Origin of the sequence: Janthinobacterium sp. 35, assembly GCF_002754575.1 — a bacterium.
Lineage (GTDB): Bacteria > Pseudomonadota > Gammaproteobacteria > Burkholderiales > Burkholderiaceae_D > Janthinobacterium > Janthinobacterium tructae.
Genome location: NZ_PEFN01000001.1, coordinates 3263364 through 3286255 on the forward strand (window position 1 = coordinate 3263364; position 22892 = coordinate 3286255).

The 22892-nt window shown below is 62.0% G+C and carries 20 protein-coding genes and 1 tRNA gene; 12 read left to right on the forward strand and 9 right to left on the reverse strand.

The genetic code is table 11. The features are described from left to right. Positions 1-2: 2 nt before the first annotated feature. The 4 genes from CLU93_RS14535 to CLU93_RS14550 all read left to right on the forward strand — a co-directional run bounded on the left by CLU93_RS14535 (position 3) and on the right by CLU93_RS14550 (position 7258). Positions 3-2033, forward strand: coding sequence for an ATP-binding protein (locus tag CLU93_RS14535; RefSeq protein WP_099762016.1), 2031 nt, complete (start codon positions 3-5; stop codon positions 2031-2033). Beyond that, positions 2030-4606 carry an EAL domain-containing protein gene (locus tag CLU93_RS14540; protein WP_099762017.1) on the forward strand — a complete coding sequence of 859 codons (2577 nt, stop codon included), beginning with the start codon at positions 2030-2032 and terminating at the stop codon, positions 4604-4606. Before CLU93_RS14535 ends, CLU93_RS14540 begins: the two co-directional genes overlap by 4 nt. Positions 4607-4737: 131 nt before the next feature. After that, a complete protein-coding gene (locus CLU93_RS14545; RefSeq protein ID WP_257224970.1) occupies positions 4738-6504 on the forward strand; it encodes an Eco57I restriction-modification methylase domain-containing protein in 1767 nt (588 codons plus the stop codon). 10 nt (positions 6505-6514) lie between these two features. Then, positions 6515-7258, forward strand: a complete 744-nt coding sequence (locus CLU93_RS14550) for a PaeR7I family type II restriction endonuclease (protein WP_099762018.1) — start codon at positions 6515-6517, stop codon at positions 7256-7258. Between the two features lie 10 nt (positions 7259-7268). Here CLU93_RS14550 and thiL read toward each other — a convergent pair whose 3' ends face one another. Beyond that, positions 7269-8249: a thiamine-phosphate kinase gene (thiL, locus tag CLU93_RS14555; protein ID WP_099762019.1), complete on the reverse strand. Its 981-nt coding sequence runs from the start codon at positions 8247-8249 to the stop codon at positions 7269-7271. A gap of 89 nt (positions 8250-8338) precedes the next feature. Here thiL and CLU93_RS14560 point away from each other — a divergent pair, with 89 nt between their 5' ends. Beyond that, a complete protein-coding gene (locus tag CLU93_RS14560) occupies positions 8339-8947 on the forward strand; it encodes a hypothetical protein (protein WP_099762020.1) in 609 nt (202 codons plus the stop codon). Here the strand turns inward: CLU93_RS14560 and CLU93_RS14565 are convergent. Beyond that, positions 8944-9465: a MarR family winged helix-turn-helix transcriptional regulator gene (locus tag CLU93_RS14565; RefSeq protein ID WP_099762021.1), complete on the reverse strand. Its 522-nt coding sequence runs from the start codon at positions 9463-9465 to the stop codon at positions 8944-8946. The two genes, CLU93_RS14560 and CLU93_RS14565, sit on opposite strands and share 4 nt — an antisense overlap. Positions 9466-9586: 121 nt before the next feature. On the opposite strand from CLU93_RS14565, the gene CLU93_RS14570 reads away from it, so the two are divergent. The 3 genes from CLU93_RS14570 to CLU93_RS14580 all read left to right on the forward strand — a co-directional run bounded on the left by CLU93_RS14570 (position 9587) and on the right by CLU93_RS14580 (position 13702). Next, positions 9587-10792, forward strand: coding sequence for an MFS transporter (locus CLU93_RS14570; protein ID WP_099762022.1), 1206 nt, complete (start codon positions 9587-9589; stop codon positions 10790-10792). 36 nt (positions 10793-10828) lie between these two features. Next, complete coding sequence (locus tag CLU93_RS14575) at positions 10829-11191, forward strand: hypothetical protein (RefSeq protein ID WP_218968339.1); 363 nt, start codon at positions 10829-10831, stop codon at positions 11189-11191. A 192-nt stretch (positions 11192-11383) separates the two neighbouring features. Continuing rightward, positions 11384-13702, forward strand: a complete 2319-nt coding sequence (locus CLU93_RS14580) for an NADP-dependent malic enzyme (RefSeq protein WP_099762023.1) — start codon at positions 11384-11386, stop codon at positions 13700-13702. Positions 13703-13762: 60 nt separating this feature from the next. Here CLU93_RS14580 and CLU93_RS14585 read toward each other — a convergent pair whose 3' ends face one another. The 4 genes from CLU93_RS14585 to CLU93_RS28445 all read right to left on the reverse strand — a co-directional run bounded on the left by CLU93_RS14585 (position 13763) and on the right by CLU93_RS28445 (position 16636). Then, positions 13763-14599, reverse strand: coding sequence for a universal stress protein (locus tag CLU93_RS14585; protein WP_099762024.1), 837 nt, complete (start codon positions 14597-14599; stop codon positions 13763-13765). A 309-nt stretch (positions 14600-14908) separates the two neighbouring features. Then, a complete protein-coding gene (locus tag CLU93_RS14590; RefSeq protein ID WP_099762025.1) occupies positions 14909-15409 on the reverse strand; it encodes a hypothetical protein in 501 nt (166 codons plus the stop codon). A gap of 64 nt (positions 15410-15473) precedes the next feature. Then, positions 15474-16220 carry a M56 family metallopeptidase gene (locus CLU93_RS14595; protein WP_099762026.1) on the reverse strand — a complete coding sequence of 249 codons (747 nt, stop codon included), beginning with the start codon at positions 16218-16220 and terminating at the stop codon, positions 15474-15476. Continuing rightward, positions 16220-16636 (reverse strand): GNAT family N-acetyltransferase, encoded by a 417-nt coding sequence (locus CLU93_RS28445; RefSeq protein ID WP_257224971.1) that lies wholly within the window; start codon positions 16634-16636, stop codon positions 16220-16222. The genes CLU93_RS14595 and CLU93_RS28445 overlap by 1 nt, the downstream gene beginning before the upstream one ends. 128 nt (positions 16637-16764) lie before the next feature. On the opposite strand from CLU93_RS28445, the gene CLU93_RS14605 reads away from it, so the two are divergent. From CLU93_RS14605 to CLU93_RS14615, 3 genes are all read left to right on the forward strand, one after another. Continuing rightward, positions 16765-17157, forward strand: coding sequence for an Imm10 family immunity protein (locus tag CLU93_RS14605; RefSeq protein ID WP_099762027.1), 393 nt, complete (start codon positions 16765-16767; stop codon positions 17155-17157). A gap of 69 nt (positions 17158-17226) precedes the next feature. Continuing rightward, positions 17227-17805, forward strand: a complete 579-nt coding sequence (locus tag CLU93_RS14610) for an NnrU family protein (protein WP_099762028.1) — start codon at positions 17227-17229, stop codon at positions 17803-17805. Positions 17806-18181: 376 nt separating this feature from the next. Further along, on the forward strand, positions 18182-18424 hold the full coding sequence (locus CLU93_RS14615) for a hypothetical protein (protein WP_099762029.1): 243 nt from the start codon (positions 18182-18184) through the stop codon (positions 18422-18424). A 213-nt stretch (positions 18425-18637) separates the two neighbouring features. Here the strand turns inward: CLU93_RS14615 and CLU93_RS14620 are convergent. Continuing rightward, positions 18638-18724 (reverse strand) — tRNA-Leu (locus CLU93_RS14620). Positions 18725-18919: 195 nt separating this feature from the next. Next, on the reverse strand, positions 18920-20236 hold the full coding sequence (locus tag CLU93_RS14625) for an enoyl ACP reductase FabMG family protein (protein WP_099762030.1): 1317 nt from the start codon (positions 20234-20236) through the stop codon (positions 18920-18922). A 100-nt stretch (positions 20237-20336) separates the two neighbouring features. Here CLU93_RS14625 and CLU93_RS28215 point away from each other — a divergent pair, with 100 nt between their 5' ends. Next, on the forward strand, positions 20337-20489 hold the full coding sequence (locus CLU93_RS28215) for a hypothetical protein (protein WP_165829550.1): 153 nt from the start codon (positions 20337-20339) through the stop codon (positions 20487-20489). A gap of 7 nt (positions 20490-20496) precedes the next feature. On the opposite strand, the gene CLU93_RS14630 is transcribed toward CLU93_RS28215, so the two are convergent. After that, a complete protein-coding gene (locus CLU93_RS14630; protein ID WP_099762031.1) occupies positions 20497-22860 on the reverse strand; it encodes a DNA polymerase II in 2364 nt (787 codons plus the stop codon). Positions 22861-22892 lie beyond the last annotated feature (32 nt).

Genomic DNA, 22892 nt, shown 5'->3' on the forward strand with positions numbered 1-22892 from the left:
CCATGCTGCGACTGCGTTCCATCCGCCACAAGCTGATGTCGGTGGTCTTACTGACCACCCTGGTGGCGCTCGTCATCTCGCTGGGCACCATCGTCGTCTACGACTTGCGCGCCTATCACCGCAACCTGGTGGCCGATATCAGTACCCAGGCCGAGCTGCTCGGGCACATGAGTTCGGCCGCGCTGGCCTTCGACGACGAACGCCTGGCGCAGGAAAACCTCAACCTGATGCGCATCCGCCCGCGCGTGACGGCCGGCGCCCTGTACAAGGCCGACGGCAGCCTGTTTGCCAGCTATCGCGCGAACGAGCGCGTGGGCGCGCTGCCGGCGAAGGTGGGCAAGGAAGGCGAAAGTATCGCCGGCAGCTCGGTGGAATTGTTCAAGCCCATCGTCGACAATGGCGAGCTGCTGGGCACCGTGTATCTGCGCGCCGATTATGAGCTGTCCGGCCGCACGGCCGATTACCTGGCCATCGCGCTGGGCGTGACGGTGCTGGCGCTGCTGGTGGCCTTGCTGCTGCTGCGCCGCCTCGATTTCGTCATCACGCAGCCCATCCTCGATATCGCCGATGTGGCGCGCGAAGTGATCGAGACGGGCGACTACTCGCGCCGCGCGCGCAAGCTCAGCGACGACGAAGTGGCGCAGCTGGTCGATTCCTTCAACAAGATGCTGGCCGAGATCGAGCTGCGCACGCACGCGCTGGAACGCTCGAACGGCGAACTGGCGCGCGAGGGCGAGCAGCGCACCGAGGCGCAGCAGGAAGTCATGCGCCTGAACCAGGAACTGGAAGTGCGCGTGCACGAGCGCACGATGCAGCTGGAAATGACGAATGGCGAACTGGCCATGGCGATGGAAGAGGCGCGCAGCGCCAACTATGCCAAGTCGGCCTTCCTGTCGTCGATGAGCCATGAATTGCGCACGCCGCTGAACGCCATCCTGGGCTTCGCGCAAATTCTCAGTTCCGACCGCCTGCCGTCGACCCTGGAGCAAAAGAAGGAATTCGCCGGCCATATCCTCAAATCGGGGCGCCATTTGTTGACCTTGATCAATGAAATCCTCGACTTGGCGAAGGTGGAGTCGGGCACGGTCAGCCTGTCGCTGGAACCGGTGGGCCTGGACGCCATCTTGCAGGAATGCCGCGACATGATCGCGCCGCTGGCCAGCCAGCGCGGCATCGGCATGGCCTTCCCCGATGCCTGCCCCCTCAACGTGCTGGCCGACCGCACGCGCCTCAAGCAAATTCTGTTGAACCTGCTGTCGAATGCGCTCAAGTACAACCGCGAGCAGGGGCAGGTGGCCATCGAGTGCGTGCCGCACGCGGGCGGACGCGTGCGCATCAGCGTGCGCGACACGGGCGTGGGTCTCGATGCCGAACAGCTGGCGCTGCTGTTTCAGCCCTTCAACCGGCTGGGGCAGGAGGGCGGCACGGAAGAAGGCAGCGGCATCGGCCTGGTGGTCACCAAGCGCCTGGTGGAATTGATGGATGGCAACATCGGCGTCTCCAGCGCGCCCGGCGAGGGCAGCATTTTCTGGATCGAGCTGCGCGTGGTCGACGCCGTGCCCCTTCCCGCCGCTCCGGCGTTGCCGCGGCCGGACCTGGCCGGCGCGCTGCTCGAGCACAGCGCCCCCGTGACCTTGCTATATGTGGAAGACAATCCCGCCAACCTGACCCTGGTCGAGGAAATCGTGCGCTACTGCCCGCAATTGCAGCTGCTGACGGCCACGGATGGCCGCCTGGGTGTGGAGATGGCGCGCACGCATTTGCCGCAGCTGATCTTGATGGATATCAACCTGCCGCATGTGAACGGCACGGACGCGCTGAAACTGCTGCGCGCCGATCCGCGTACGGCGCACATTCCCGTCATCGCCCTGACGGCCAACGCCATGCCGGGCGACGTCGAGCGCAGCATGGCGCTGGGCTTTTATCGCTATCTGACCAAGCCGATCAACCTCGATGAATTTACCGAGGCGATCAACAGCACCCTGGCCTATGTGGCGCAGCAGCGCCGGCAAAAGGGAGCAGGCACGCCATGATCAGCCAGGCCGATATCTATGCGGCGAAAATTCTCATCGTCGACGACCAGGACGTCAATCTGCGCCTGCTCGAGCACCTGCTGGGCAGCGGCGGCTACTCGGCCATCAGCAGCACCCTCGACGCGCGCGCCGTGGCCGGCCTGCACCAGCGCCACCAGTTTGACCTGATCATTCTCGACCTGGTGATGCCCGGCATGAGCGGCTACGACGTGATGGATGCCTTGCGCCCGCTGGAGCTGGAAGGCTACCTGCCCGTGCTGGTGATCGCCGCCGACCCGGACGCCAAGCTGGCGGCGCTGGAAGCGGGCGCGCGCGACTTCATCAGCAAGCCCTTCGACGCGCTCGAAGTGCTCACGCGTATCCGCAACATGCTCGAAGTGCGGTTGCTGCACCGCGCCGCGCGCCACTACAACACCTTGCTCGAACGCACGGTGGGCCAGCGCACGGCCGAATTGCAGCGCTTTCGCGGCGCCATGGACGCCACCACCGACGCCATCTTCCTCGTTGACGTGCTGGGCATGACCCTGGTCGACGTCAACGATGGCGCGTGCCGCCTGCTCGGCTATGCGCGCGCCGAACTGCTGGCGCTGGCGCCCGGTACCCTGCTGCCGCCACCGCCGGCCCCGCCCCTGGCCGCGCTGCCGGGCGGCGCGGCCCACCTGGCCACGGAAGTGACGGAATGCGAACTGCTGCGGCGCGACCTGAGCCCGGTGCCCGTGGAACTGGGCTGGCACTGGTATGCGCAGGCGCCCGTGGCCGGCGGCCATGCCACGGGTGGCCTGCTGCTGATCGCCGTGGCGCGCGACATCAGCGAGCGGCGCCAGGCGCAGGAGCGCCTGAAGCACCTGGCCCATTACGATGGCTTGACGGGGCTGCCGAACCGCAGCCTGTTCTACCAGACGCTGGCCCAGGCCGTCGAACTGGCGCAAGAGAAAAGCTGGCGCATCGTGGTGCTGTTCATCGCGCTGGACCGCTTCAAAAGCATCAACGACACCCTGGGCGCGGCGCTGGGCGACGAGCTGCTGCGCCAGTTCAGCAACCGCCTGGTCGAATGCGTGCGCCTGCGCGACACGGTGGGGCGCCTGGGCAACGATGAATTCGCGCTCATATTGACCATGAGCCGCAACCAGCAGGAAGCCGTGGCGGTAGCGAACCAGGTGCGCGAAGCCTTGCGCGCGCCGTTCGACTTGCGCGGCCACGCGGCCACCCTGACGGCCAGCATCGGCATCGCCATGTATCCGGACGACGCCACCGACCCGGAAACGCTGATCAAATACGCGAATACGGCCATGGGCGGCGCCAAGCAGGCGGGGCGCGACGGTTACCGCTTTTTCACGGCCGGCATGAACGTGCAGGTGCTGGCGCGCCTGGACCTGGAACTGGCGCTGCGCCATGCGCTCGAACACGAGCAGTTCATCCTCTACTACCAGCCCAAGGTGGACTTGCGCACGGGCCGCATCAGCGGCGTGGAAGCGCTGCTGCGCTGGCGCCGTCCCGGCTACGGCCTGGTGGCGCCGGCCGAATTCGTGCCGGTGCTGGAAGACACGGGCCTGATCGTGCGCGTGGGCGCCTGGGTGATCCAGGCCGCCTGCCGCCAGATCGCCGAGTGGCGCGACAGCGAAGTGGGGCCCGTGCGCGTGGCCGTGAACGTGTCGAGCCGCCAGTTTGCCGAAGGCGACCTGGAAGGCGAAGTGACGCGCGCGCTGGCGCAGTACGGCGTGGCGGCGGAACTGCTGGAGCTGGAGCTGACGGAAACGGCGCTGATGTCGAACGCCGAGCGCACCATCGTCGTGCTGGGGAAATTGAAAAAAATCGGCGTCAAGGTGGCCATCGACGATTTCGGCACCGGCTACTCGAGCCTCGCGTATTTGCAGCGCTTCCCCATCGACAAGCTGAAAATCGACATCGCCTTCGTGCGCAACATCACCAGCAACCCGAACGACGCGGCCATCGCGCTGGCTATCGTCAGCATGGCGCACAGTCTGAAACTGAGCGTGGTGGCCGAGGGCGTGGAGTCGCGCCCGCAGCTCGAATACCTGCGGCGCAACCGCTGCGACGAGATCCAGGGCTTTTATTTCAGCCGCGCCCTGCCGGCGCTGGAACTGGGGCAGATGATCGCCGCCGGCGCGGGCCTGCCGCCTGGCCACGATCCCGCCGCCCAGCCGGCGCAAACCCTGCTCATCGTCGACGACGACGTCAACGTGCTGTCCTCGCTGCACCGTTTGTTCCGCCCCGAGGGCTATCAGATTCTCACGGCCAGCACGCCGGCCGAAGGGTTTGAAATGCTGGCCCTGCACAGGGTCCACGTGATCGTCTGCGACCAGCGCATGCCCAGCATGAGCGGCACGGAATTCTTGAGCAAAGTCAAAGAGCTGTACCCGGAAACCATCCGCATCATCCTGTCCGGCTACACGGGTCTGGAAGCCGTGCTCGACTCGATCAACCGGGGCGCCATCTACCGTTTTTATACGAAGCCGTGGGATGACACCCAGCTGCGCGACAACATCCGCCTGGCCTTCCAGCACTACTGGATGGTGAACCAGCCGGGGCTGGCGCGGGCTGCGGTGCGGTAGGGGTGACATCATCACGAACAATTAAGACCGGGATAGGGGCTTGTTAATTGTAGATGTCTAAGTGGTAATTTTCCTCATTCTTGCATTCCGATAGCGTCCGGGGTGAGCCGTTTGGCTGTTAGAATCGATGTTTGCCTTCTGCTGTTTTCTGGCATGCACTGATCGGTTCGCTTCAATATATGACACTTGTACATCAACGTAAAAATTCCCACCAGCAACTCTCCCTTTCCGGCTTTGGGGCAAGCACAGCGATGTTTCACGGAACAAGTGATGCTCGGAGTATCGACGAACGAGGTGCCATTTTTACGCGGCGGGTCGTGGTCGACTTTATTCTCGACCTTGTCGGCTACACAGCTAATCTTGATCTCTACACGATGTCTCTTCTGGAGCCATCTTTCGGTGATGGGGATTTTCTTCTGCCAGCAATCGAGCGGCTGCTGGCAGCGCGTCATCGTGGTTTGCAGGCTGGCGAGGACATTGGCTCAATTGATCATTGCATCCAGGCGGTCGAGTTGCACGCTGAAAGCTATACTGTTACCAAAAATAAAATTATTGCTTTGCTGGAAAGCTCCAGTTTTCACAAAGATGAAGCGACCCGTATTGCCGGTATATGGCTCGTGCAGGGCGACTATCTTTTGGAAGAGCTTCGTCCGGAGTTTGACTTCATAGTTGGCAATCCCCCTTACGTGCGACAGGAGCTCATTCCCGGACCTTTGCTTGAAGAGTACCGCCGTCGCTTCACAACACTCTACGATAGAGCTGACTTGTATATACCTTTCATCGAACGTTCACTTTACCTGTTAAAGGATAGGGGACAGTTGAGTTTTATCTGCTCTGATCGCTGGATGAAGAACAAGTACGGTGGGCCGCTGAGGGCTATGGTATCGAATGGTTTTCAATTGCGGGCATACGTAGATATGGTGGATGCGGATGCGTTTCATTCGGAAGTGAGCGCATACCCGGCTATCACTGTTATTGCGAGAAATCGCCCTGGTCCTACTCGAATTGCAGAGCGGCCGGAACTGAATGAGAAGTTCTTGCGGAGTCTGGCACTTGCTTTCTGCGATCAAGGCGAAGTGAGTGACCTAGTCAGAGAAATAGTTGGAATTGTCTCGGGTAGTGCTCCATGGATACTTGATTCGTCGGATAAAACGTTACTCATTCGGCGACTTGAGGAGTCTTATCCTGCACTTGAGGAGGTTGGCTGCAAAGTTGGAATCGGTGTTGCTACTGGGGCAGACAAGGTTTTCATCGGGAAATTTGATGAACTGGATGTCGAAGTGGATAGAAAACTGCCTTTGGCTATGGCCAAGGATTTAGCTAGCGGTCATGTTGTTTGGCGCGGCTTTGGTGTGATTAATCCGTTTAACGATGAGGGGGGACTGGTTGATCTCGATAAATATCCAAAACTTCGTCGTTATCTCGACAATCATCGTGAGAAAATCCTTGGCAGGCATGTAGCCAAAAAAAATCCTGGAAGTTGGTACAGAACAATTGACCGCATTACTCCATCTTTGTCGCATCGCCCCAAACTCCTTATTCCGGATATCCGGGGAGATGCTCAAGTGGCATTTGAAGAAGGCCATCTCTACCCCCATCACAATTTGTATTTTATTGTGTCGGATACATGGGATTTGAAAGCGTTGCAAGCAGTACTTTTATCGAATGTGGCACGCTTATTCATAGCTACTTATTCCACAAAAATGCGAGGTGGATATTTGAGGTTTCAAGCGCAATATCTACGCAGGATACGTTTGCCTCGTTGGGAGAATGTACCTGGCCAAACGAGGGAACGTTTGATCAAGGCTGCCACTGAATTGAACTTTGAAGCATGTAACGAAATTACCGCAGATCTTTATTTGTTAACCGAGCAGGAGCGTTCCGCCCTTGCTCACTGAATGAAAAATTATGGCTCTTGATCTCGCAAATTATGAACAAAAAGCAATAGATTCAATCAAGGCATTTTGGGGGAATCGGGAGAAGGCCAGGCAGAAACAGGTCGAGGCGGGTGTCATTGATCAGGGTGAGCGCGCGGGTGTGACTGGCGGCAAGAATCTTGATGGTTTTGTGTCGCTTATCCTGGATTTGGTGAACGCTAACGGACTTTCTCATGCCGAAATCCATCAAGCCTCTTCCCTGGTTACGCTGCCAGGTTACTTTCGTCCAACCAAAAAATGGGATCTCCTGGTCATTCATAAAAAACGCCTTATCGCTGCCATTGAATTAAAGAGCCAGGTCGGGCCTTCATTTGGGAATAATTTCAATAATCGGACTGAGGAGGCAATAGGGACAGCTCACGATATCTGGACAGCCTATCGAGAAAATGCTTTTGGACTGCAACCCAAACCCTTTGTCGGGTGGCTGATGGTTGTCGAGGACGCACCCAAATCGCGCTCGCCAGTGCGGGACAAGTCGCTGCACTTCCCTGTTTTCGCAGAGTTTCAAGGCGCCTCCTATCTGAAACGATATGATGTGTTGTGTCAGCGTCTGGTACAAGAGCAGCTCTACACAGCTGCGTCAGTTATCGCTACGCCAAGGGATGCTATTGATAGTGGAGCGTATGTCGAGCTTTCCCAGTTGACAGGCCTGAAGAATTTCATCACATCTTTTGCTGGATATATTGCAATGGAAGCGGCAAACGACGCGCAGTAACATAAATCTGTCAATCGCTGAAGTGGTCGAACGAACTCACCGCCAGATCGAGCGGCAAGCCGGCCGCATCGACCAGCCGCAAGCCTGATTGGGCCTCGATGCGTCCCACCCGCGTGACAGGCGTGCCGCAGCTGGTCGCCAGCGCGGCGATGGCTTCGCGCGAGGAAGCGCTCGCCGTGAAGCACAGCTCATAATCGTCGCCGCCGGCGGCCGTGTAGCGGCGGCGCAGGCTGGTTTCCTGCCGCGCCAGCACGGGGCCGGCCGGCAGGGCGTCGACGTTCAGGGTGGCGCCCACTTGCGACGCTTTCAAGATGTGCCCGAGGTCCCCCACCAGGCCGTCCGAAATGTCGATGGCCGCATGCGCGAGGCCCGCTTCGGCCAGCGCGCAACCGAGCGCCACGCGTGGTGTGGGCGTGTGCATGCGCACGCCAGCCATCAGCAGGTCGGCTGGCGCCAGTTCCTGTTCCACGCGGTAGCCGGCCAGCGCCAGGCGCGCGTCGCCCAGCGTGCCGCTGACCCAGATGTCGTCGTCCGCCACGGCCGCGCTGCGGCGCAGGGCCTGGCCCGGTGCCAGTTCGCCGAATACGGTGATGCAGATATTCAACGGCCCCTTGGTGGTGTCGCCGCCGATGAGTTCGCAATTAAACGCGTCGGCCAGCGCAAACAAGCCTTCGGCAAAGCCGGCCAGCCAGGCGCGCTCGGCTTGCGGCAGGGCCAGGGCGAGGGTAAAGGCTACGGGACGCGCGCCCATGGCGGCCAGGTCGGACAGGTTCACGGCCAGGCTTTTATGACCGAGCATGCGGGCGTCGGCGCCGGCAAAGAAGTGCCGGTTCTCGACCAGCATGTCCGACGAGATGGCGATCTGCTTGCCCGCCGCTGGCGTAATCAGCGCGCAATCGTCGCCGATGCCCAGGGTGGCGCGGCCGGGGCGCTGGCGCACAAAATAGTGTTTGATCAGGTCGAATTCGGAAAGCGCGTCGTGTGGGGCCATGGCGTAGTCTGTGCGTTGAGTGATGGTGTGGCCCGGCTATTATAGGCTGGCCTACAATACGGGTCTTTTCCACTGCCGAGCAACCTGCCATGCCCATTCTCGATATTCACGACCTGCTGCAATCCTGGCTCGACCATGGCTGGTTGCGCGACCCGCAAGCCGTCGGCCTGGCCTCCTTCGAGGCACAGGAACTGGTGGCGTGGGGCTTCGACGCCATCAGCGATGGCGGCCAGCTGTGCCTGTACGAGGACGAGCGCCTGTTCCGCAGGGGCAAGCGGCAGGTGCAGGCGTCGTTCAAGGCGTATCTGCAGCGCGGCCAGCTGGGCGCGAATGGCCTGGACCTCGGTTATCAGGTGCACCTGGCCGGTTTCCTGCGCGCGGCGCGGCAGCCCTTGCCGGCGTTTCGCGTGCTGCTGGAACAGGGTGGCCGCAGCGGCGCCCTGCTGTTCGACAGTGGCCTGGTGCTGCAGTTTGCCGCCAACTTGCGCGGCAAGCCCCGTCATTACTATCTGACCCTGGTCGAGGGCCACGTGGCCGACGCCCAGCTTGCGGACCGCGACAGCGATATCGACTTGCACGCGGCCAGCGTGGGCCATGTCCAGGCCCTGTACGACAGCCGCGACCCTGCCGAACTGCAGCGCCTGGCCCGGCGCGGCAATGCGGCGCTGCGCGAACTGGCGCAGCTGCTCGCTCCTTAAACTTTCTTCGCCTGCGCCATGCCCTGCAGCAGCTTGGCCAGCAACTGGTCGAGCTGGCGCTGCTCGTCCGCGCTCAGGGGCGAGAGCATGGCGCGTTCGTTCTCCACGTGCAGCAGCACCAGCTGGTCAATCAGTGCCAATCCCTTCGGCGTCAGGGCCACCAGCACGCCGCGCCGGTCCGTCGGGTGCTTCTGGCGTGCGATCAGGCCGGCCGCTTCCAGCCGGTCGATGCGGTTGGTCATGCCGCCCGAGGACAGCATGGCCGCTTCGTACAAGGCCGTCGGCGTCAGGCTGTAGGGCGCCCCCGAGCGGCGCAAGGTCGCCAGCACGTCGAATTCGCCCGGTTGCAAGCCATGTTCGGCAAACAGCGGGTTGAGCCAGTCGCGCGCCATCAGCTGCGCCACCGTGCCCAGCTGGCCCACCAGTTGCATGGCATGCGTATCCATCTGCGGTAATTCGCGCTGCCATTGTGCTGCGGCAAATTGCGCGCGCGTGTGTTCTTGCGGGGTAGTTGTCATGGGGTGTCCATTTATCTCGATATCAAGATAGATTTCTATCTTTATGTTAAGATACTTTTCATCGAGTCATAATTGATGACGCATTAAACCATGTGCCTCCCAGCGAGGCAAGGACTATCCCATGCCATCCGCACGACCTGCCGCCTCCCCTTCTTCTTCCGCTTCCTCGGCCCTGCTGGTGGCCGCCATCATCCTGCTGGGCTTGAACTTGCGGCCCATCCTGGCCGCCATCGGCCCCTTGCTCGACAGCATCCAGGCCAGCACGGGCATCAGCAATGCCGACGCGGGCTTGCTGACCACCGTGCCCGTGTTCGCCATGGGCGTGTGCGCGCTGGCGGGTGCGCAGCTGCAGCGCCGCTTGGGCGTGGCGCGTGGCATCGGTATCGGCATCGCCATCATCGCTGCCGCCTGCGCGCTGCGCTGGCCCTTGCATGACAGCGGCGGCCTGATCGCCACGGCGGCCCTGGGCGGCCTGGGCATCGCACTGGTGCAAGCCTTGCTGCCAGCCTTCATCAAGCGCCATTTCCCCGCGCGGGCGGGCCAGTTGATGGGCTTTTATACGACCGGCATCATGGGTGGCGCGGCCATTGCCGCCGCGTCCGCTTCACCGCTGGCGCAAAGCTGGGGCTGGAACGCGCTGCTGGCCTTGTGGGCGCTGCCCGCCGTGGCCGCCGCGCTGCTGTGGCGCCGCGCTGCCGCTACGCGCGTGGACGTGGCCAGCGGGGCGGGCGCCAGCCTGCCCGTGGGCAGTGGCCGCGCCTGGCTGTTGATGGTGTTTTTCGGTATCGGCACGGGCGCCTACACGCTGGTGCTGGCCTGGCTGCCGCCGTTTTACACGGAACTGGGCTGGAGCGCGGCCGACAGCGGCTTGCTGCTCGGTGCCCTGACCCTGGTGGAAGTGCTGGCGGGACTGGTCATTTCCAGCATCATCCACCGCTTTCCCGACCGCCGCATCCTGCTGCTGTCCGTCTTGTTGTCCGTGCTGGGCGGCCTGGCTTGCCTGATCGTGGCGCCGGCGCAACTGGCGCTGCCCGCCGTGATCCTGCTTGGCTGCGGCATCGGCGCGCTGTTCCCCCTGTCGCTGATCGTCAGCATGGACCACGTGACGGACCCGGCCGGCGCCGGCGCCCTGCTGGGCTTTGTGCAGGGCGGCGGCTACATCATCGCCAGCAGCATGCCCTTCATTGCCGGCCTGATCCGCCAGCATTCGTCCAGCCTGGCCCAGGCGTGGATGGTGATGGCGGGCGGCGTGGTGTTGCTGCTGCTGATCGCCGTGCGCTTCGCGCCCGGTGCGCGGCTGGCGTCGCCGGCAGGAAAAATCGCGTAGGCTATCGGTTTTTCCCCGCGAGAAAGATGTACCACCATGGCTGATGATATGGCTGCGCCACCTTCCCTGTTGCCCGCCAACCGCCGCATCGTGCTGTCCGGCGAGGATGCGCTGCGCATCCTGCGCGAGATCGAATTCCTGCTGCAGTCGCTGCATCACATCGGCCGCCATTATTATCCCGACGGCGACGATGACGGCGCCGATGCCTTGCGGCGCGCACAGTATTGCGCGGAGACGACGCGCTTCATCGACGAGGAGCAAGCGACGACGCGCCTGGCGCTGATGCGCAGCATCCTGTCCGCAGCGTTCGACACCACCCTGGGCGCGGATGAGATGGACGATCTTGAGCGCGCCGTCGAGGCCTTGCCGCTGTGGCGTGCCCCTGGTCGTCTATCATAAAAACTAATTGAAATCTAAAATTTGATAGTTTTTCCTGCTCAGCACGTTTGTGCCGCCGGACGGCCTTACAATGCTAGGTTATGCGTTTTCGTGATATCAGACTGTGGCTAGCGGAAAATACCTAGCTAATTGAAAGAATCGGTCTGATAAAATCCGGAACACCCGATCGACCAAACAGGAAGGCTGCACAGCATGGATTCGTCATCTGATAAAAAAGAAGAATTGCGTCAACAATTGCGCTTGGCCGCACTCGAATATCACGAGTGCCCGCGCCCCGGCAAAATCAGCGTGACGCCCACCAAACAACTGACCAACCAGCGCGACCTGGCGCTGGCCTACTCGCCAGGCGTAGCAGCTCCGTGCGAAGAAATCGTCATCGATCCGGCGAATGCCTATAAATATACGGCGCGCGGCAACCTGGTGGCCGTCATTACCAACGGCACGGCCGTGCTGGGACTGGGCAATATCGGCCCGCTGGCCGCCAAGCCGGTGATGGAAGGCAAGGGCGTGCTGTTCAAGAAATTCGCCGGCATCGACGTCTTCGACATCGAAATCAACGAGATGGACCCGGACAAGCTGGTCGACATCATCGCTTCGCTGGAACCGACCTTCGGCGGCGTGAACCTGGAAGACATCAAGGCGCCCGAGTGCTTCTACATCGAGCGCCAGTTGCGCAGCCGCATGAAGATTCCTGTCTTCCATGACGACCAGCACGGCACCGCCATCATCGTCGGCGCGGCCATCCTGAACGGCCTGAAAGCCGTCGGCAAGAAAATCGAAGAGTGCAAGCTGGTCGTGTCGGGCGCGGGCGCCGCGGCGCTGGCCTGCCTGGACCTGATCGTCGACCTGGGCTTCCCGCTGAAAAATATCTACGTCACCGACCTGGCCGGCGTGGTCTACAAGGGCCGCACGGAACTGATGGACCCGGACAAGGAACGCTTCGCGCAAGACACGCCGCTGCGCACCCTGGCCGAGATCATCCCGGATGCCGACATTTTCCTCGGCGTGTCCGCCGGCGGCGTGCTGAAGCAAGACATGGTGCGCAAGATGGCGCCGAACCCGCTGATCCTGGCGCTGGCCAATCCGAATCCGGAAATCCTGCCGGAAGAAGTCAAGGCCGTGCGCAGCGACGCCATCATCGCCACGGGCCGTTCGGACTATCCGAACCAGGTCAACAACGTGCTGTGCTTCCCGTACATCTTCCGCGGCGCCCTCGATTGCGGCGCGACGACGATCACGCGCGAAATGGAAATTGCCGTGGTGCACGCGATCGCCGACCTGGCGCATGCCGAGCAGTCCGACATCGTCGCCACCACCTACGGCATCAGCAACCTGTCGTTCGGTCCTGAATACCTGATCCCGATGCCGTTCGACCCGCGCCTCCTGATCAAGATCGCGCCAGCGGTGGCCAAGGCAGCCGAGGAATCGGGCGTCGCCACGCGTCCGATCAAGGACTTGCAAGCGTACGCGGACAGCCTGCAGCAATTTGTCTACCGCAGCGGCACTTTCATGAAGCCGCTGTTCCTGATGGCCAAATCGACGCCGGCCGAACTCAAACGCATCGTCTACGCCGAAGGCGAAGAAGAGCGCGTGCTGCGCGCCGTGCAAGTGGTGGTCGATGAAAAACTGGCGCGTCCTATCCTGGTGGGTCGTCCACCCGTGCTCGAAGCGCGCATCCAGAAGTTTGGCCTGCGTCTCAAGCAAGGCGTCGATTTCGACGTCATCAACCCTGACTTCGACGAGCGCTATCGCGATTACTGGAACACGTATTACGCGATGACCAGCCGCAAGGGTGTCACCGAGGAATACGCGAAGCTGGAAATGCGCCGCCGCCATACCCTGATCGGTTCGATGATGATCCACAAGGGCGACGCCGACGGCATGATCTGCGGCACCTTCGGCACCACCCAGCTGCACCTGAAATACATCGACCAGGTGCTGGGCAAGCGCGCCGGCAGCAATGTCTACGCGGCCATGAACGTCTTGATCATGCCGGAGCGCCAGCTGGTGATGGTCGATACGCACGTCAACGAAAACCCGGACGCCGGGCAATTGGCCGAGATCACCATCATGGCTGCCGAAGAGATGACCCGCTTCGGCCTGTCGCCGCGCGCGGCCCTGTTGTCGCATTCGAACTTCGGTTCCAGCGACAGCGCCTCGGCGCAAAAGATGCGCGCCGCGCTGGCCATCATCAAGGAACGTGCGCCGGACCTGGAAATCGACGGCGAAATGCACGGCGATACGGCCCTCGACAGCAAGCTGCGTGAAAAAATCATGCCAAACTCGGCACTGAAGCACGATGCCAACCTGCTGGTCATGCCGAATATCGAATCGGCCAACATCGCCTACAACCTGGTGAAAACGGCCGCCGGCAACGGCATCGCCGTCGGCCCGATCCTGCTCGGCTGCGCCAAACCCGTGCACATTTTGACGCCATCGGCCACCGTGCGCCGCATCGTCAACATGACGGCCTTGTGCGTCGTGGATGCGGTGGCGCAACGTAAAGTCTAAGCGCTAGCTGTTCTTCGGTAAAAGCCGCGCCATCCGTCAGGGTGGCGCGGCTTTTTGACGTCAGTGCGCCATCAACACGGGCAAGGTCATCTGGCGCAGCACGGTTTCCGTGACGCCTCCCAATAAAATTTCGCGGAAGCGCGCGTGGCCGTAGCCGCCCATCACCAGCAGGTTCGCATGCACTTCGGCGGCCATGGCCAGCAGCGCCGTGCCGATGTCGCCCGTGGCGATGGCGGGACGCACTTCCACGGGCACGCCATGGCGGCTCAGGTAGGCGGCGATGTCGGCGCCCGGATGGCGGGCCGGCTGTGCATGGCCAGCCGGCGGGTGCAGCAGGGCCAGCACCACCAGGCGCGCCGCGCGCAAGAGCGGCAGGGCGTGGCCGATGGCGCGCGTCGCTTCCATGCTGCCATCCCAGGCCACCACCACGGTGTTGTTGACCTCCGCAAACTGGCCGCTGCGCGGCACGATCAGCACGGGGCGGGCCGCGTTGAGCATCACATACGGCACCAGGTCGCTCATGGCGCCGGGCAGCGCTTCGCTGTCGTCGTGCTGGCTGAGCACCGTCAGGTCGCTGTAGCGGGCGCTGACGGCCATGCCGCCATCCTCATCGTCTTCGATCAGGCGCCGTTCGAGCGAGACGGCGCCGGCCTGGCGCGCCAGCGTTTCGAACTGGTCGAGTGCCTGTTCCGCCTGGCCGTGCAGTGCTGAAATCTGCGCCGCGACGGCGCCGCCGCGCATGCCGCGGTTGTTTTCCAGGGTAAAGCGCGACAGGCCCGTCATCGCCGCGCCGATCAGGTGCGCCTGGTGCGCGTGCGCCAGCCGCGCCGCAATGGCGATGCGCTGCGGCGCATGGCGCGACAGGTCGGCGTGGACGAGGATGGATTTGTAAGCCATGGTGTCACTCGGTAGTCAGGATGGCAACAAGGCTAGAACGGCAACACGGGCAAGTCCAGCATTGCCGTGCCGGACGGCGGTTTTCTTATGCTGGACTTGATGTGGGTCAAAAAAACACGGGCCATGGCCTTCCGCAAGGTCACGGCCAGGAAATTGCGAGCTGTTTGATGTGCATCAAAATGCCGATCCCCCTGCTGGCGATAATGGCATCGAACTCCTTGCCCTTCCAGTGGTCTGCATCGGCGCCGGCGCCATCTGTCCGGCACTTCTTTGTGTGACGCAACAACGCTGGCCGTGGCGGGAGTTCACTTAATTGTAGGGCTGCAAGTCCAGCCAGACGGCATACGACAGGCGCTTGCCGTTCCACAGGCCGCCGCCACGGATGACGGCGTCGCACGAGGTCAGCTGGCCGACCAGGTCCATGCGGCCCAGGTTGCGGCGCAGGCGCAGGGCGTCGTTGTGCGACAGGTAGCCGACCAGTTGGCCATCGATGAAGACGGCGATGGCCTTGTCCTGGAACGGATTGGCGTCGTCGCAGACGAGCAGGGCCAGGCATTTTTCTTCCGCGTTGCCGGGACCGTGTTCGCCGGCCAGTGTGGCGATGGCGCTCTGGTACATCGCTTCGTTTTCCACTTCCGCCGCAAAGCGCCCCTCGTCGTTCCAGTGGTGCGCGGGGGCGCCTGCGGGAATTGCCGGCACGTACTGGCGTACCGAAACGAGCGGCTTGTGCAGCGGTTTGACGGGCGTGCGGCCGCTGAAGACGTAGTACAGCAGGGCGATGACGATCACGATGGCAAGCAGGTAAAGCATGGTATCTCTCTGATTTCTAAGGGGGGAGCCGGGAACGCGGGCGCGCCGCGCGGCGTTGCCGCTACTATAGCAAGTTCGCCGCCGGCTTCCCGGTAAATCTGGCCATCAGATGGCGGCGCCGGCGCAGTGCGCGCGGATCGCCCAGCACGATGGGGGCGGCGCCCGTCAAGCCCGAGTAATACTGGCCGTGCCGACGCAGCACCGTGGCATAGTCGCGCAACGCGTGGCCGTGCGCCAGCATGCGCGTGTCGCAATCGACTTCGATGGCAAAGCGCAGCCGGTGCAGCTGCCACCACAGGGGCAGGTTCCAGGGCATGAGCACGATCAAGGCGTAGGCCAGGGCCAGCAATTGCGGGTCGCGCGCGGCCAGCCGGCATTGCGCGTGCGCCAGCAGCAGCGCCTGCTGCCGGGGTGGAATCAGTTGCAGCCAGACGGGCATTACGATGCGCGGCCGCAGCAGCCCCGCCACGCAAGGGCCTATGCCGCCACTCAAGTACACGGGCGTGCCCAGTAACGATGTTTTCTGCCAGCGGCGCTGGTGCGACAGCAGCCAGACGCTGCGCAGTACCAATAGCATCAGCATGCCGCTGGATAAGACAAACCAGCCCAGTTTCAGCTGCGATTGTGTCGCAGGCATGGCTGCCAGCACGCCGGGTAGCCATGCCAGGGGCAAGATGGCGGACGCGGCGATGGCCGCCAGCCACAGCCAGCGCGTCGTGCGCCTGCGGCGCTGCAGCAGGCGCTCGGCGCGCCAGGCGGCGGCGCTCAACAGCAGCGCCAGCGCCATGCTGGCAGCCAGCCAGGCCGGCACTAGCGTACCAGCGCCATGCCGACGGAGACGGGCGCCGTATGCTTGAAACCGAATTGCGCATACAGCTCTTGCGCCTGGCCATCGGCGATCAGGCTGACATACGCGCTTTGCGGGACGTCCGTCTCGATGAATTGCATGATCTCGCCCATGATGCGCTTGCCCAGGCCCTTGCCCTGGTGCGCGGGCAGCACGGCGATATCGGTCACCTGGAAGAAGCAGCCGCCATCGCCGATGATGCGGCCCATGCCCACCACTTCGTCGCCCAGCAGCACTTGCACGGCAAACAGGGAGTTCGGTAAACCCTTGGCCGCCGCCGCCGTGCTTTTTGCGCTCATGCCGGCGGCCACGCGCAGCAGCTGGTAGGTGGCGATGGCGGGGATGGCCCGGCGGATGGTGTAGGGCGATGCTGCGGTCAAGGCGCTCTCCTGTGCAATATGGGTGGGATGACCATTATAGGCGGCACGCTTTATTCGCCGCGCACCATGTTGTTTGCACCGCTTTTGCGCTATGGTGGCGTCATTCATTTATTTGTTGAAAGCACGCCATGTCCGCAGGATTTACCGCCACCGAGTTGTCCGTCATTCATGAAGACGACGCCCTGATCACCACCCTGGCCGCACCGGCCGGCAAAGGCGAGCCCGTCTACCTGATGCTGCAGCGTGCAGACGAGTATGACGAGCAGGACGTCGCCATGGGCATGGACGAACCCTATATTGAATACTGCGGCCAGGAATTTGCCTGGTATGGCCACATGCACGCCGTGATCTTGCATCCGAACCGCCTGTCCGTGCAGATGGATGCCGAGGCGGCCATGCAGATGGATGACGACGGCCAGATCGACGTGCGTTTCAACCTGACGCCCGAGCGCTACGCCCAGCTGCAGCAGGCGCTGCGCACCACGTTCGAGGGCTGCGACTACTATCGCGAGGAACGTTGATCTGCGCGGACGACGCCGGCCATGGCGTCGTCTATGCTCCTTAGCTGCTTTTGACTGGGAGGGAAGACGATGACGGTGCTGATACTCGGTTTGCTGCTGTTCCTGGGCTTGCACTCGGTGCGCATCGTCGCCGACGGCTGGCGCAGCGCCCAGCTGGCGCGCCTCGGCGAAAAGCGCTGGAAGGGGCTGTATTCGCTTGTGGCGTTTGCCGGGCTGGGCCTGATCATCTGGGGCTACGCCCTGGCGCGCCAGCAGCCGCAGGTGCTGTGGGCGCCACCCATGGGCTTGCGCCACGCCAGCGGCCTGCTGATGCTGTTCTCGCTGATTTTACTGGCGGCGGCCAATGTGCCGCGCAACCGCATCAAAACCTGGGTGCACCACCCCATGCTGCTGGGCACGCAACTCTGGGCCGTGGCGCATCTGCTGGCCAACGGCGGCGTGGCCGACGTGCTGCTGTTCGGCGGCTTCCTCGCCTGGTCGTCAGTGGATCTGTATGTCGCCGTGCGGCGCGACCGCGCGGCCGGCGTGGCGTACGAGGGCGGCACCATGCCAGGCACCTTGATTGCCATCGGCGCCGGGGGCGCGCTGTGGCTGCTGCTGGCGTTCTGGCTGCATGGCGTGCTGTTTGGCGTGCGGCCGTTTGGCTAGTCGGATGCGGCAGCTTCCTTGCTGCTGTGCCCGCTCCCTCGTTCCCGGCCAATCACGGCAAGCAGATAGCCAAATGATCATCTTGCATGGTTTTCAACTGGGACATTTTGTCTCGATGTATGGAAATTGTTTTGAAGTAGTATGCTTCAGAACGTACTGCAGCATCCTTGCATGGCAGACGCTGACGTTGTCTCCTCTCTCATCCGTATTCGGCCCATCACTGCGCCCGATGCCATTGTTATTTCATAGGTGGCTATAATGAAAGAGTCAAACAGGATGTCTGGGGGATGGTTTGAACAGAAGCTGCTGAAGCAGCGTTTTGAGGTAGTGCTCCTCACGATAGATAGTGTCAAGTAATAGACTGGAAATACGCAAAATGATCGATTGGACCCCCATAGTCTTAGTTACCTTCAAGGCTCTCGTGCTCGGCACGGGCATGTTCTTCGCCATCAAGTGGCATTACGATCAAGGGAAGAAGGATCAGGATAAGGCGAAGCAGAACCGCGCGGTGCTGCGCGCCAGCGGCAAGGTGGTCGCAGTCTTCATGCTATCGCTCCTGGCCTTGGGGATCGTCACCTTCTTCGTTGTCAGGGTGGCCGGACTGGAAATGAGCTACTGATGATGGCAAGGAATCGTCGGCCGCTATTCAGTGATGCGGCCGTACTTCCCCGCTGCGGCTAGGGCAGCAGCGGCAGGCGGTTCATGGCGGCCTCGCTGCAGCGCTATCGGGAATAATCGCTGGTGTTCGGAATGATCAGACAAGAAAAAAGCCACTAAATCCTTGATTACATTGGATTTAATGGCTTTATCGGTACTTCTTTGATGTGTTCTGTGGTGCCGGGAGCCGGAATCGAACCGGCACGCTGTTTCCAGCGCGGGATTTTGAGTCCCGTGCGTCTACCTATTCCGCCATCCCGGCAACGCGAGACGCATTATCACTGATTTGTCACAATCTGGCAAGTTTTATGCTTTACGTGTGTTTTACACCAGCATTGAGCATCCTTGAAGGCGCCGATTCCAGCGTGCGGACAACAACGCGGTGCCGGAAACGCCGACGGCCCGGGGATGAGCCGGGCCGTCGGTGTGGTGCAGCTTGCCTTACGCTACATCAAGCTCAGTTGTGAACCGAGTTCAGCTGGCGCGCGATGATGTCGTGGTTGAGCCAGATGACGGGGGCCTGCGGCTCCGACATGGCGTGGAACATCAGCGGGCCCGTGCCTTCCAGTACCAGCGAGCTCAGGTGGTCGGTGATCAGTTCCTTGCGGTCCTTGTGCAGCTTGGTGATGTCGTCCGAGGTGCCGATCATGACGTCGGCCAGTTCTGGCGTGTTGTCCATCGGCCAGGCGGCGAAGTTGCGGAACTGCACGCTGGTGGCGTCGCCGTTGTAGGTGGCGATACGGTCGAGCAAGTCTTGCAGCGAGACGCCGTCTTCCAGCAAGCCCTGGCAGATTTTCCATTGCTCTTCGGCCCAGGCTGCGCCGCCTTCTTTTTTCAGTGCGACGAGCAGGGGGAACAAGGACAGTTCCACGCCGACAAAAATGTCGGACGAATTCGTGCGGATTTCCGGGCAGTTGAAGACGGTCGCTTTGATGCCTTTTTCCCACGCGGCCTTGGCCACGTTTTCCAGGCGCATCTTGGCCAGGCCTTGCGTGTAGTTGCTATACGTTTGCCACTGGTATTTGCCGTCGATCAAGATCTCGGTACCGTGGTAGCCGTAGGCGCTGTAGCGCACCTGGCCGCCTGTTTGCTCGATGCGCGCGCGGATGGCGGCGCTGCCGTCGATCAGGTGTTGCAGGGTGTTGGCCGTGACTTCGTCGAAGTTCATCAGGATCAATTTACCCAGGTCGCTGTCGAGCAGGGCGCGCGAGGACATGAAGCGCTCGCCGCGGCCTTTGTAGATGCGGTTGGCAATCGCCAGGAAGACTTTGACTTTCGGAATGCCGCCCGCCATGGTGTGGGCGAAATACACATTGCTGCCGTCAGGAATCAGGCTGTCCAGTTCCGCCATGGCTTTCGCCACGGAAGCGCTGAAGCGGGCGATGCCGGCTTCGCGGCAGCGTTCGATCTGCGCCCAGTCCAGCTTGTCTTCTTGCCAGCTTTTCAGGGTCATGTCGGCCAGCAGGGCCGTCGGCGTCGGTTCGCCGGCTGGCGCATCGAGGTCGAAACCGGCCATCAGCGGCACATTGATGATGCGGCCGCCCAGGTTGGCTTCCGCTTCGGCCAGCTCTTCCGCGTTCAGCGGGCGCAGCGCCATGTTTTCATCGCGGCGGCCGACCGTCATGCCGACGATATTCATGCCCGCCTTGCGCGCTTCGTCCAGCAAGCCATTCACATAGCCGCGGCCGAACAGCTCGCCGAACAGCACAAAGGTGTCGCCCTTGCGGAAGATATTTTTTTGCGGGATGTCTCTTAAGGACGTGATCTCGGTCATGGTGTCAATTCATTCAAAAATTAGCAGGGCAGATGGCTGGTGCGACTGCCCGCTGGTTCAACATAGTGTTAAATGATGCGCCATTTCAGCTGGGAAAATCATGTTGCGAACGATTCTCGTCTGGAATGGCATCTTCTTCATGCAGCTCTTATTCTTTCGCCATGGCGTATTTTACGCTGCCCCGGCGCACAGCGCCTGCGGACTGGCCTGGCAGGCGCCGATATTACCTCAGCTTGGCCATGCCGGTCAGTAAAAATGGCCTAAAACAAATTCTGCTGCCCCGACACGAGGCGCGAAAAATCGTCGCCCAGGAAGGGCAGGATCGCGTCGGCCACCGGCTGCAGCTGGCGCGTCAGGTAGTGATGGTAGTCGATGGGCGAGCGCTGTGTTTCCAGTGGTTCCGGCCCCGCCACCGTGATGACATAACTGATCCAGCCACCGTTCTGGTATTGCAGCGGCCGGCCCTGCGCCAGGTTGTAGGCGTCGGCCGTGCGCGCCGCGCGCACATGGGGCGGCACATTGCGCTGGTAATCGCCGAGGGGGCGGCGCAATCGCTTGCGGTAGACCAATAAAGCATCGCATTCGCCGCGCACGGTGCGCGCCACGTAGTCGCGCACGTAATCCTGGTAGGCGGCGCGCTGGAAGATGCGCCGGTATAACTCTTGCTGGAATTGCTGCGCCAGCGGCGTCCAGTCGCTGCGCACCGTTTCCAGGCCCTTGTAGACCATCTGTTCGCTACCGTCCGGCTTGCCCACCAGGCCCGCATAGCGCTTCTTGCTGCCTTCTTCCGAGCCGCGGATGGTGGGCATCAGGAAACGCCGGTAATGCGTCTCGAATTCCAGCTCCAGCGCGTTGTCGAGGCCGAATTCTTCGCGCAGGTGCCGCTCCCACCAGGCGTTGACGTGCGTCACCAGGGCGCGGCCGATCTTGCCCGCTTCTTCATCCGTATGCGCTGTTTTCAGCCAGACGAAGGTGGAATCCGTGTCGCCGTAGATGACCTGGTAGCCTTGTTCGGTGATCAGCTCGCGCGTGCGGTGCATGATGTCGTGGCCACGCAGGGTGATCGACGAGGCCAGGCGCGGATCGAAAAAGCGGCAGCCACTCGACCCCAGCACGCCATAAAACGCATTCATGATGATTTTTAACGCTTGCGACAGCGGGGCGTTGCGCTCGCGCTTGGCAGTCTCGCGCCCTTGCCACACTTGTTCCACGATGGTGGGCAGGCAATGTTTTACACGCGAAAACTGCGCGCCCCGGTAGCCGGGCACGGTATCGGCTTCGTCGCCGCTGGTGCCGACCACCAGTCCCACGGGATCGATCAGGAAGGTGCGGATGATGGACGGGTACAGGCTTTTGTAGTCGAGCACCAGCACGGAGTCGTACAGGCCCGACTGGGAATCCATGACGAAGCCGCCGGGGCTGTTTTCGCCCGAGATATCGCCCAGGTTGGGCGCCACATAACCCTGGCGGTGCATCAGCGGCAAGTACAAATGTTCGAAGGCGGCCACGGAGCCGCCGCTGCGGTCGGCCGCCAGGCCCGTCACGCTGGCCCGTTCCAGCAAAAACGTCAGCAACTCGGTTTTCGCGAAGATGCGCGTGACCAGTTCGCAATCCTTGAGGTTGTAGCGCGCCAGTGCCGGTTTATCCTCACGGAAACGCCGGTCGATCTCGGCCATGCGCTGGTAGGGATTGTCGATGGACTTGCCTTCGCCCAACAGCGTTTGCGCCACGTTTTCCAGGCTGAACGAGGAAAAATTCCACGTCGCCGATTTTAATGCTTCGATGCCGTCGATGATCAGCCGTCCCGCCGCGGCGGCAAAATAGTGTTCCTGCTTGCCGCCATGTTCGCGCCACTCCATCACGGCGCCGCCGCGTCCCAGCCGCAAGGGAACTTGATAGCGCTCGGCATGTTCCTTGAGCACGCGCAAGTCGAACTGCACCAGGTTCCAGCCGATGATGGCGTCCGGATCGTGGCGCGCCATCCAGCTGTTCAGGCGTTCGAGGATTTGTGCGCGGCTGTCGCAGTATGCGAGGTCGAAATCGAGTGTCTCGTCGCCGCCGTTTGGCGGCCCCAGCATGTAGACCTGGCGCTGGCCGCAACCTTCCAGGGCCAGCGAATACAGCTCGCCATGGGCCGTCGTCTCGATATCGAGCGATGCCAGTTTCAAGCTGGGCCGGTAGCCTGGCGCCGGTTTCAGCTGTACTTCCTGTCCTGTTTCCCCGCTGAACGTCACCGGTGCCGTAATGAAACGCTCCATCAGGTAGCGCTCGGGCGGGCGGATGTCGGCTTCGTAGACGTCGACGCCGTGGGCGCGCAACTGCTTTTCCAGCTTCAGCAAATGCCGGTATTGCTTGCAATATAAGCCCAGCACGGGGCGCTGGTGAAAATCGCACAGCGACAGGGGCCGCAATTCGGCATGGCGCTCGCCGCGCAGCAGCAGTTCCGCCTGCTCACGCTGCTCCATGGGAAGGAAGGCGACGGCCGTCTGCACGGGCAGGCGCACGTGGCGTGGTCCGGTGTCTGTTGCCAGCCAGAAATCGACTTCCGTGCCGGCGGACGTGTCGCGCCAGTGGCGGGTCAAAATAAAGCCCTGTTCGGGCGGGTGCTGCGCGTTGCCTGTCATGGTGCCGTGAATGTCTGGTGTGCTGGCCTGCA

Bases quoted from the DNA above. Each gene is read 5' to 3' on its own strand.
- CLU93_RS14560 (WP_099762020.1), top strand. From the start codon at position 8,339: ATGCCCATTCTCGATATTCACGACCTGCTGCAATCCTGGCTCGACCAT.
- thiL (WP_099762019.1), bottom strand. From the start codon at position 8,249: ATGGCCCCACACGACGCGCTTTCCGAATTCGACCTGATCAAACACTAT.
- CLU93_RS14570 (WP_099762022.1), top strand. From the start codon at position 9,587: ATGCCATCCGCACGACCTGCCGCCTCCCCTTCTTCTTCCGCTTCCTCG.
- CLU93_RS14590 (WP_099762025.1), bottom strand. From the start codon at position 15,409: ATGCTTTACCTGCTTGCCATCGTGATCGTCATCGCCCTGCTGTACTAC.
- CLU93_RS14535 (WP_099762016.1), top strand. From the start codon at position 3: ATGCTGCGACTGCGTTCCATCCGCCACAAGCTGATGTCGGTGGTCTTA.
- CLU93_RS14605 (WP_099762027.1), top strand. From the start codon at position 16,765: ATGTCCGCAGGATTTACCGCCACCGAGTTGTCCGTCATTCATGAAGAC.
- CLU93_RS14610 (WP_099762028.1), top strand. From the start codon at position 17,227: ATGACGGTGCTGATACTCGGTTTGCTGCTGTTCCTGGGCTTGCACTCG.
- CLU93_RS14625 (WP_099762030.1), bottom strand. From the start codon at position 20,236: ATGACCGAGATCACGTCCTTAAGAGACATCCCGCAAAAAAATATCTTC.
- CLU93_RS14565 (WP_099762021.1), bottom strand. From the start codon at position 9,465: ATGACAACTACCCCGCAAGAACACACGCGCGCGCAATTTGCCGCAGCA.
- CLU93_RS28215 (WP_165829550.1), top strand. From the start codon at position 20,337: ATGTTGCGAACGATTCTCGTCTGGAATGGCATCTTCTTCATGCAGCTC.
- CLU93_RS14615 (WP_099762029.1), top strand. From the start codon at position 18,182: ATGATCGATTGGACCCCCATAGTCTTAGTTACCTTCAAGGCTCTCGTG.
- CLU93_RS14550 (WP_099762018.1), top strand. From the start codon at position 6,515: ATGGCTCTTGATCTCGCAAATTATGAACAAAAAGCAATAGATTCAATC.
- CLU93_RS14575 (WP_218968339.1), top strand. From the start codon at position 10,829: ATGGCTGATGATATGGCTGCGCCACCTTCCCTGTTGCCCGCCAACCGC.
- CLU93_RS14540 (WP_099762017.1), top strand. From the start codon at position 2,030: ATGATCAGCCAGGCCGATATCTATGCGGCGAAAATTCTCATCGTCGAC.
- CLU93_RS14580 (WP_099762023.1), top strand. From the start codon at position 11,384: ATGGATTCGTCATCTGATAAAAAAGAAGAATTGCGTCAACAATTGCGC.
- CLU93_RS14585 (WP_099762024.1), bottom strand. From the start codon at position 14,599: ATGGCTTACAAATCCATCCTCGTCCACGCCGACCTGTCGCGCCATGCG.
- CLU93_RS14630 (WP_099762031.1), bottom strand. From the start codon at position 22,860: ATGACAGGCAACGCGCAGCACCCGCCCGAACAGGGCTTTATTTTGACC.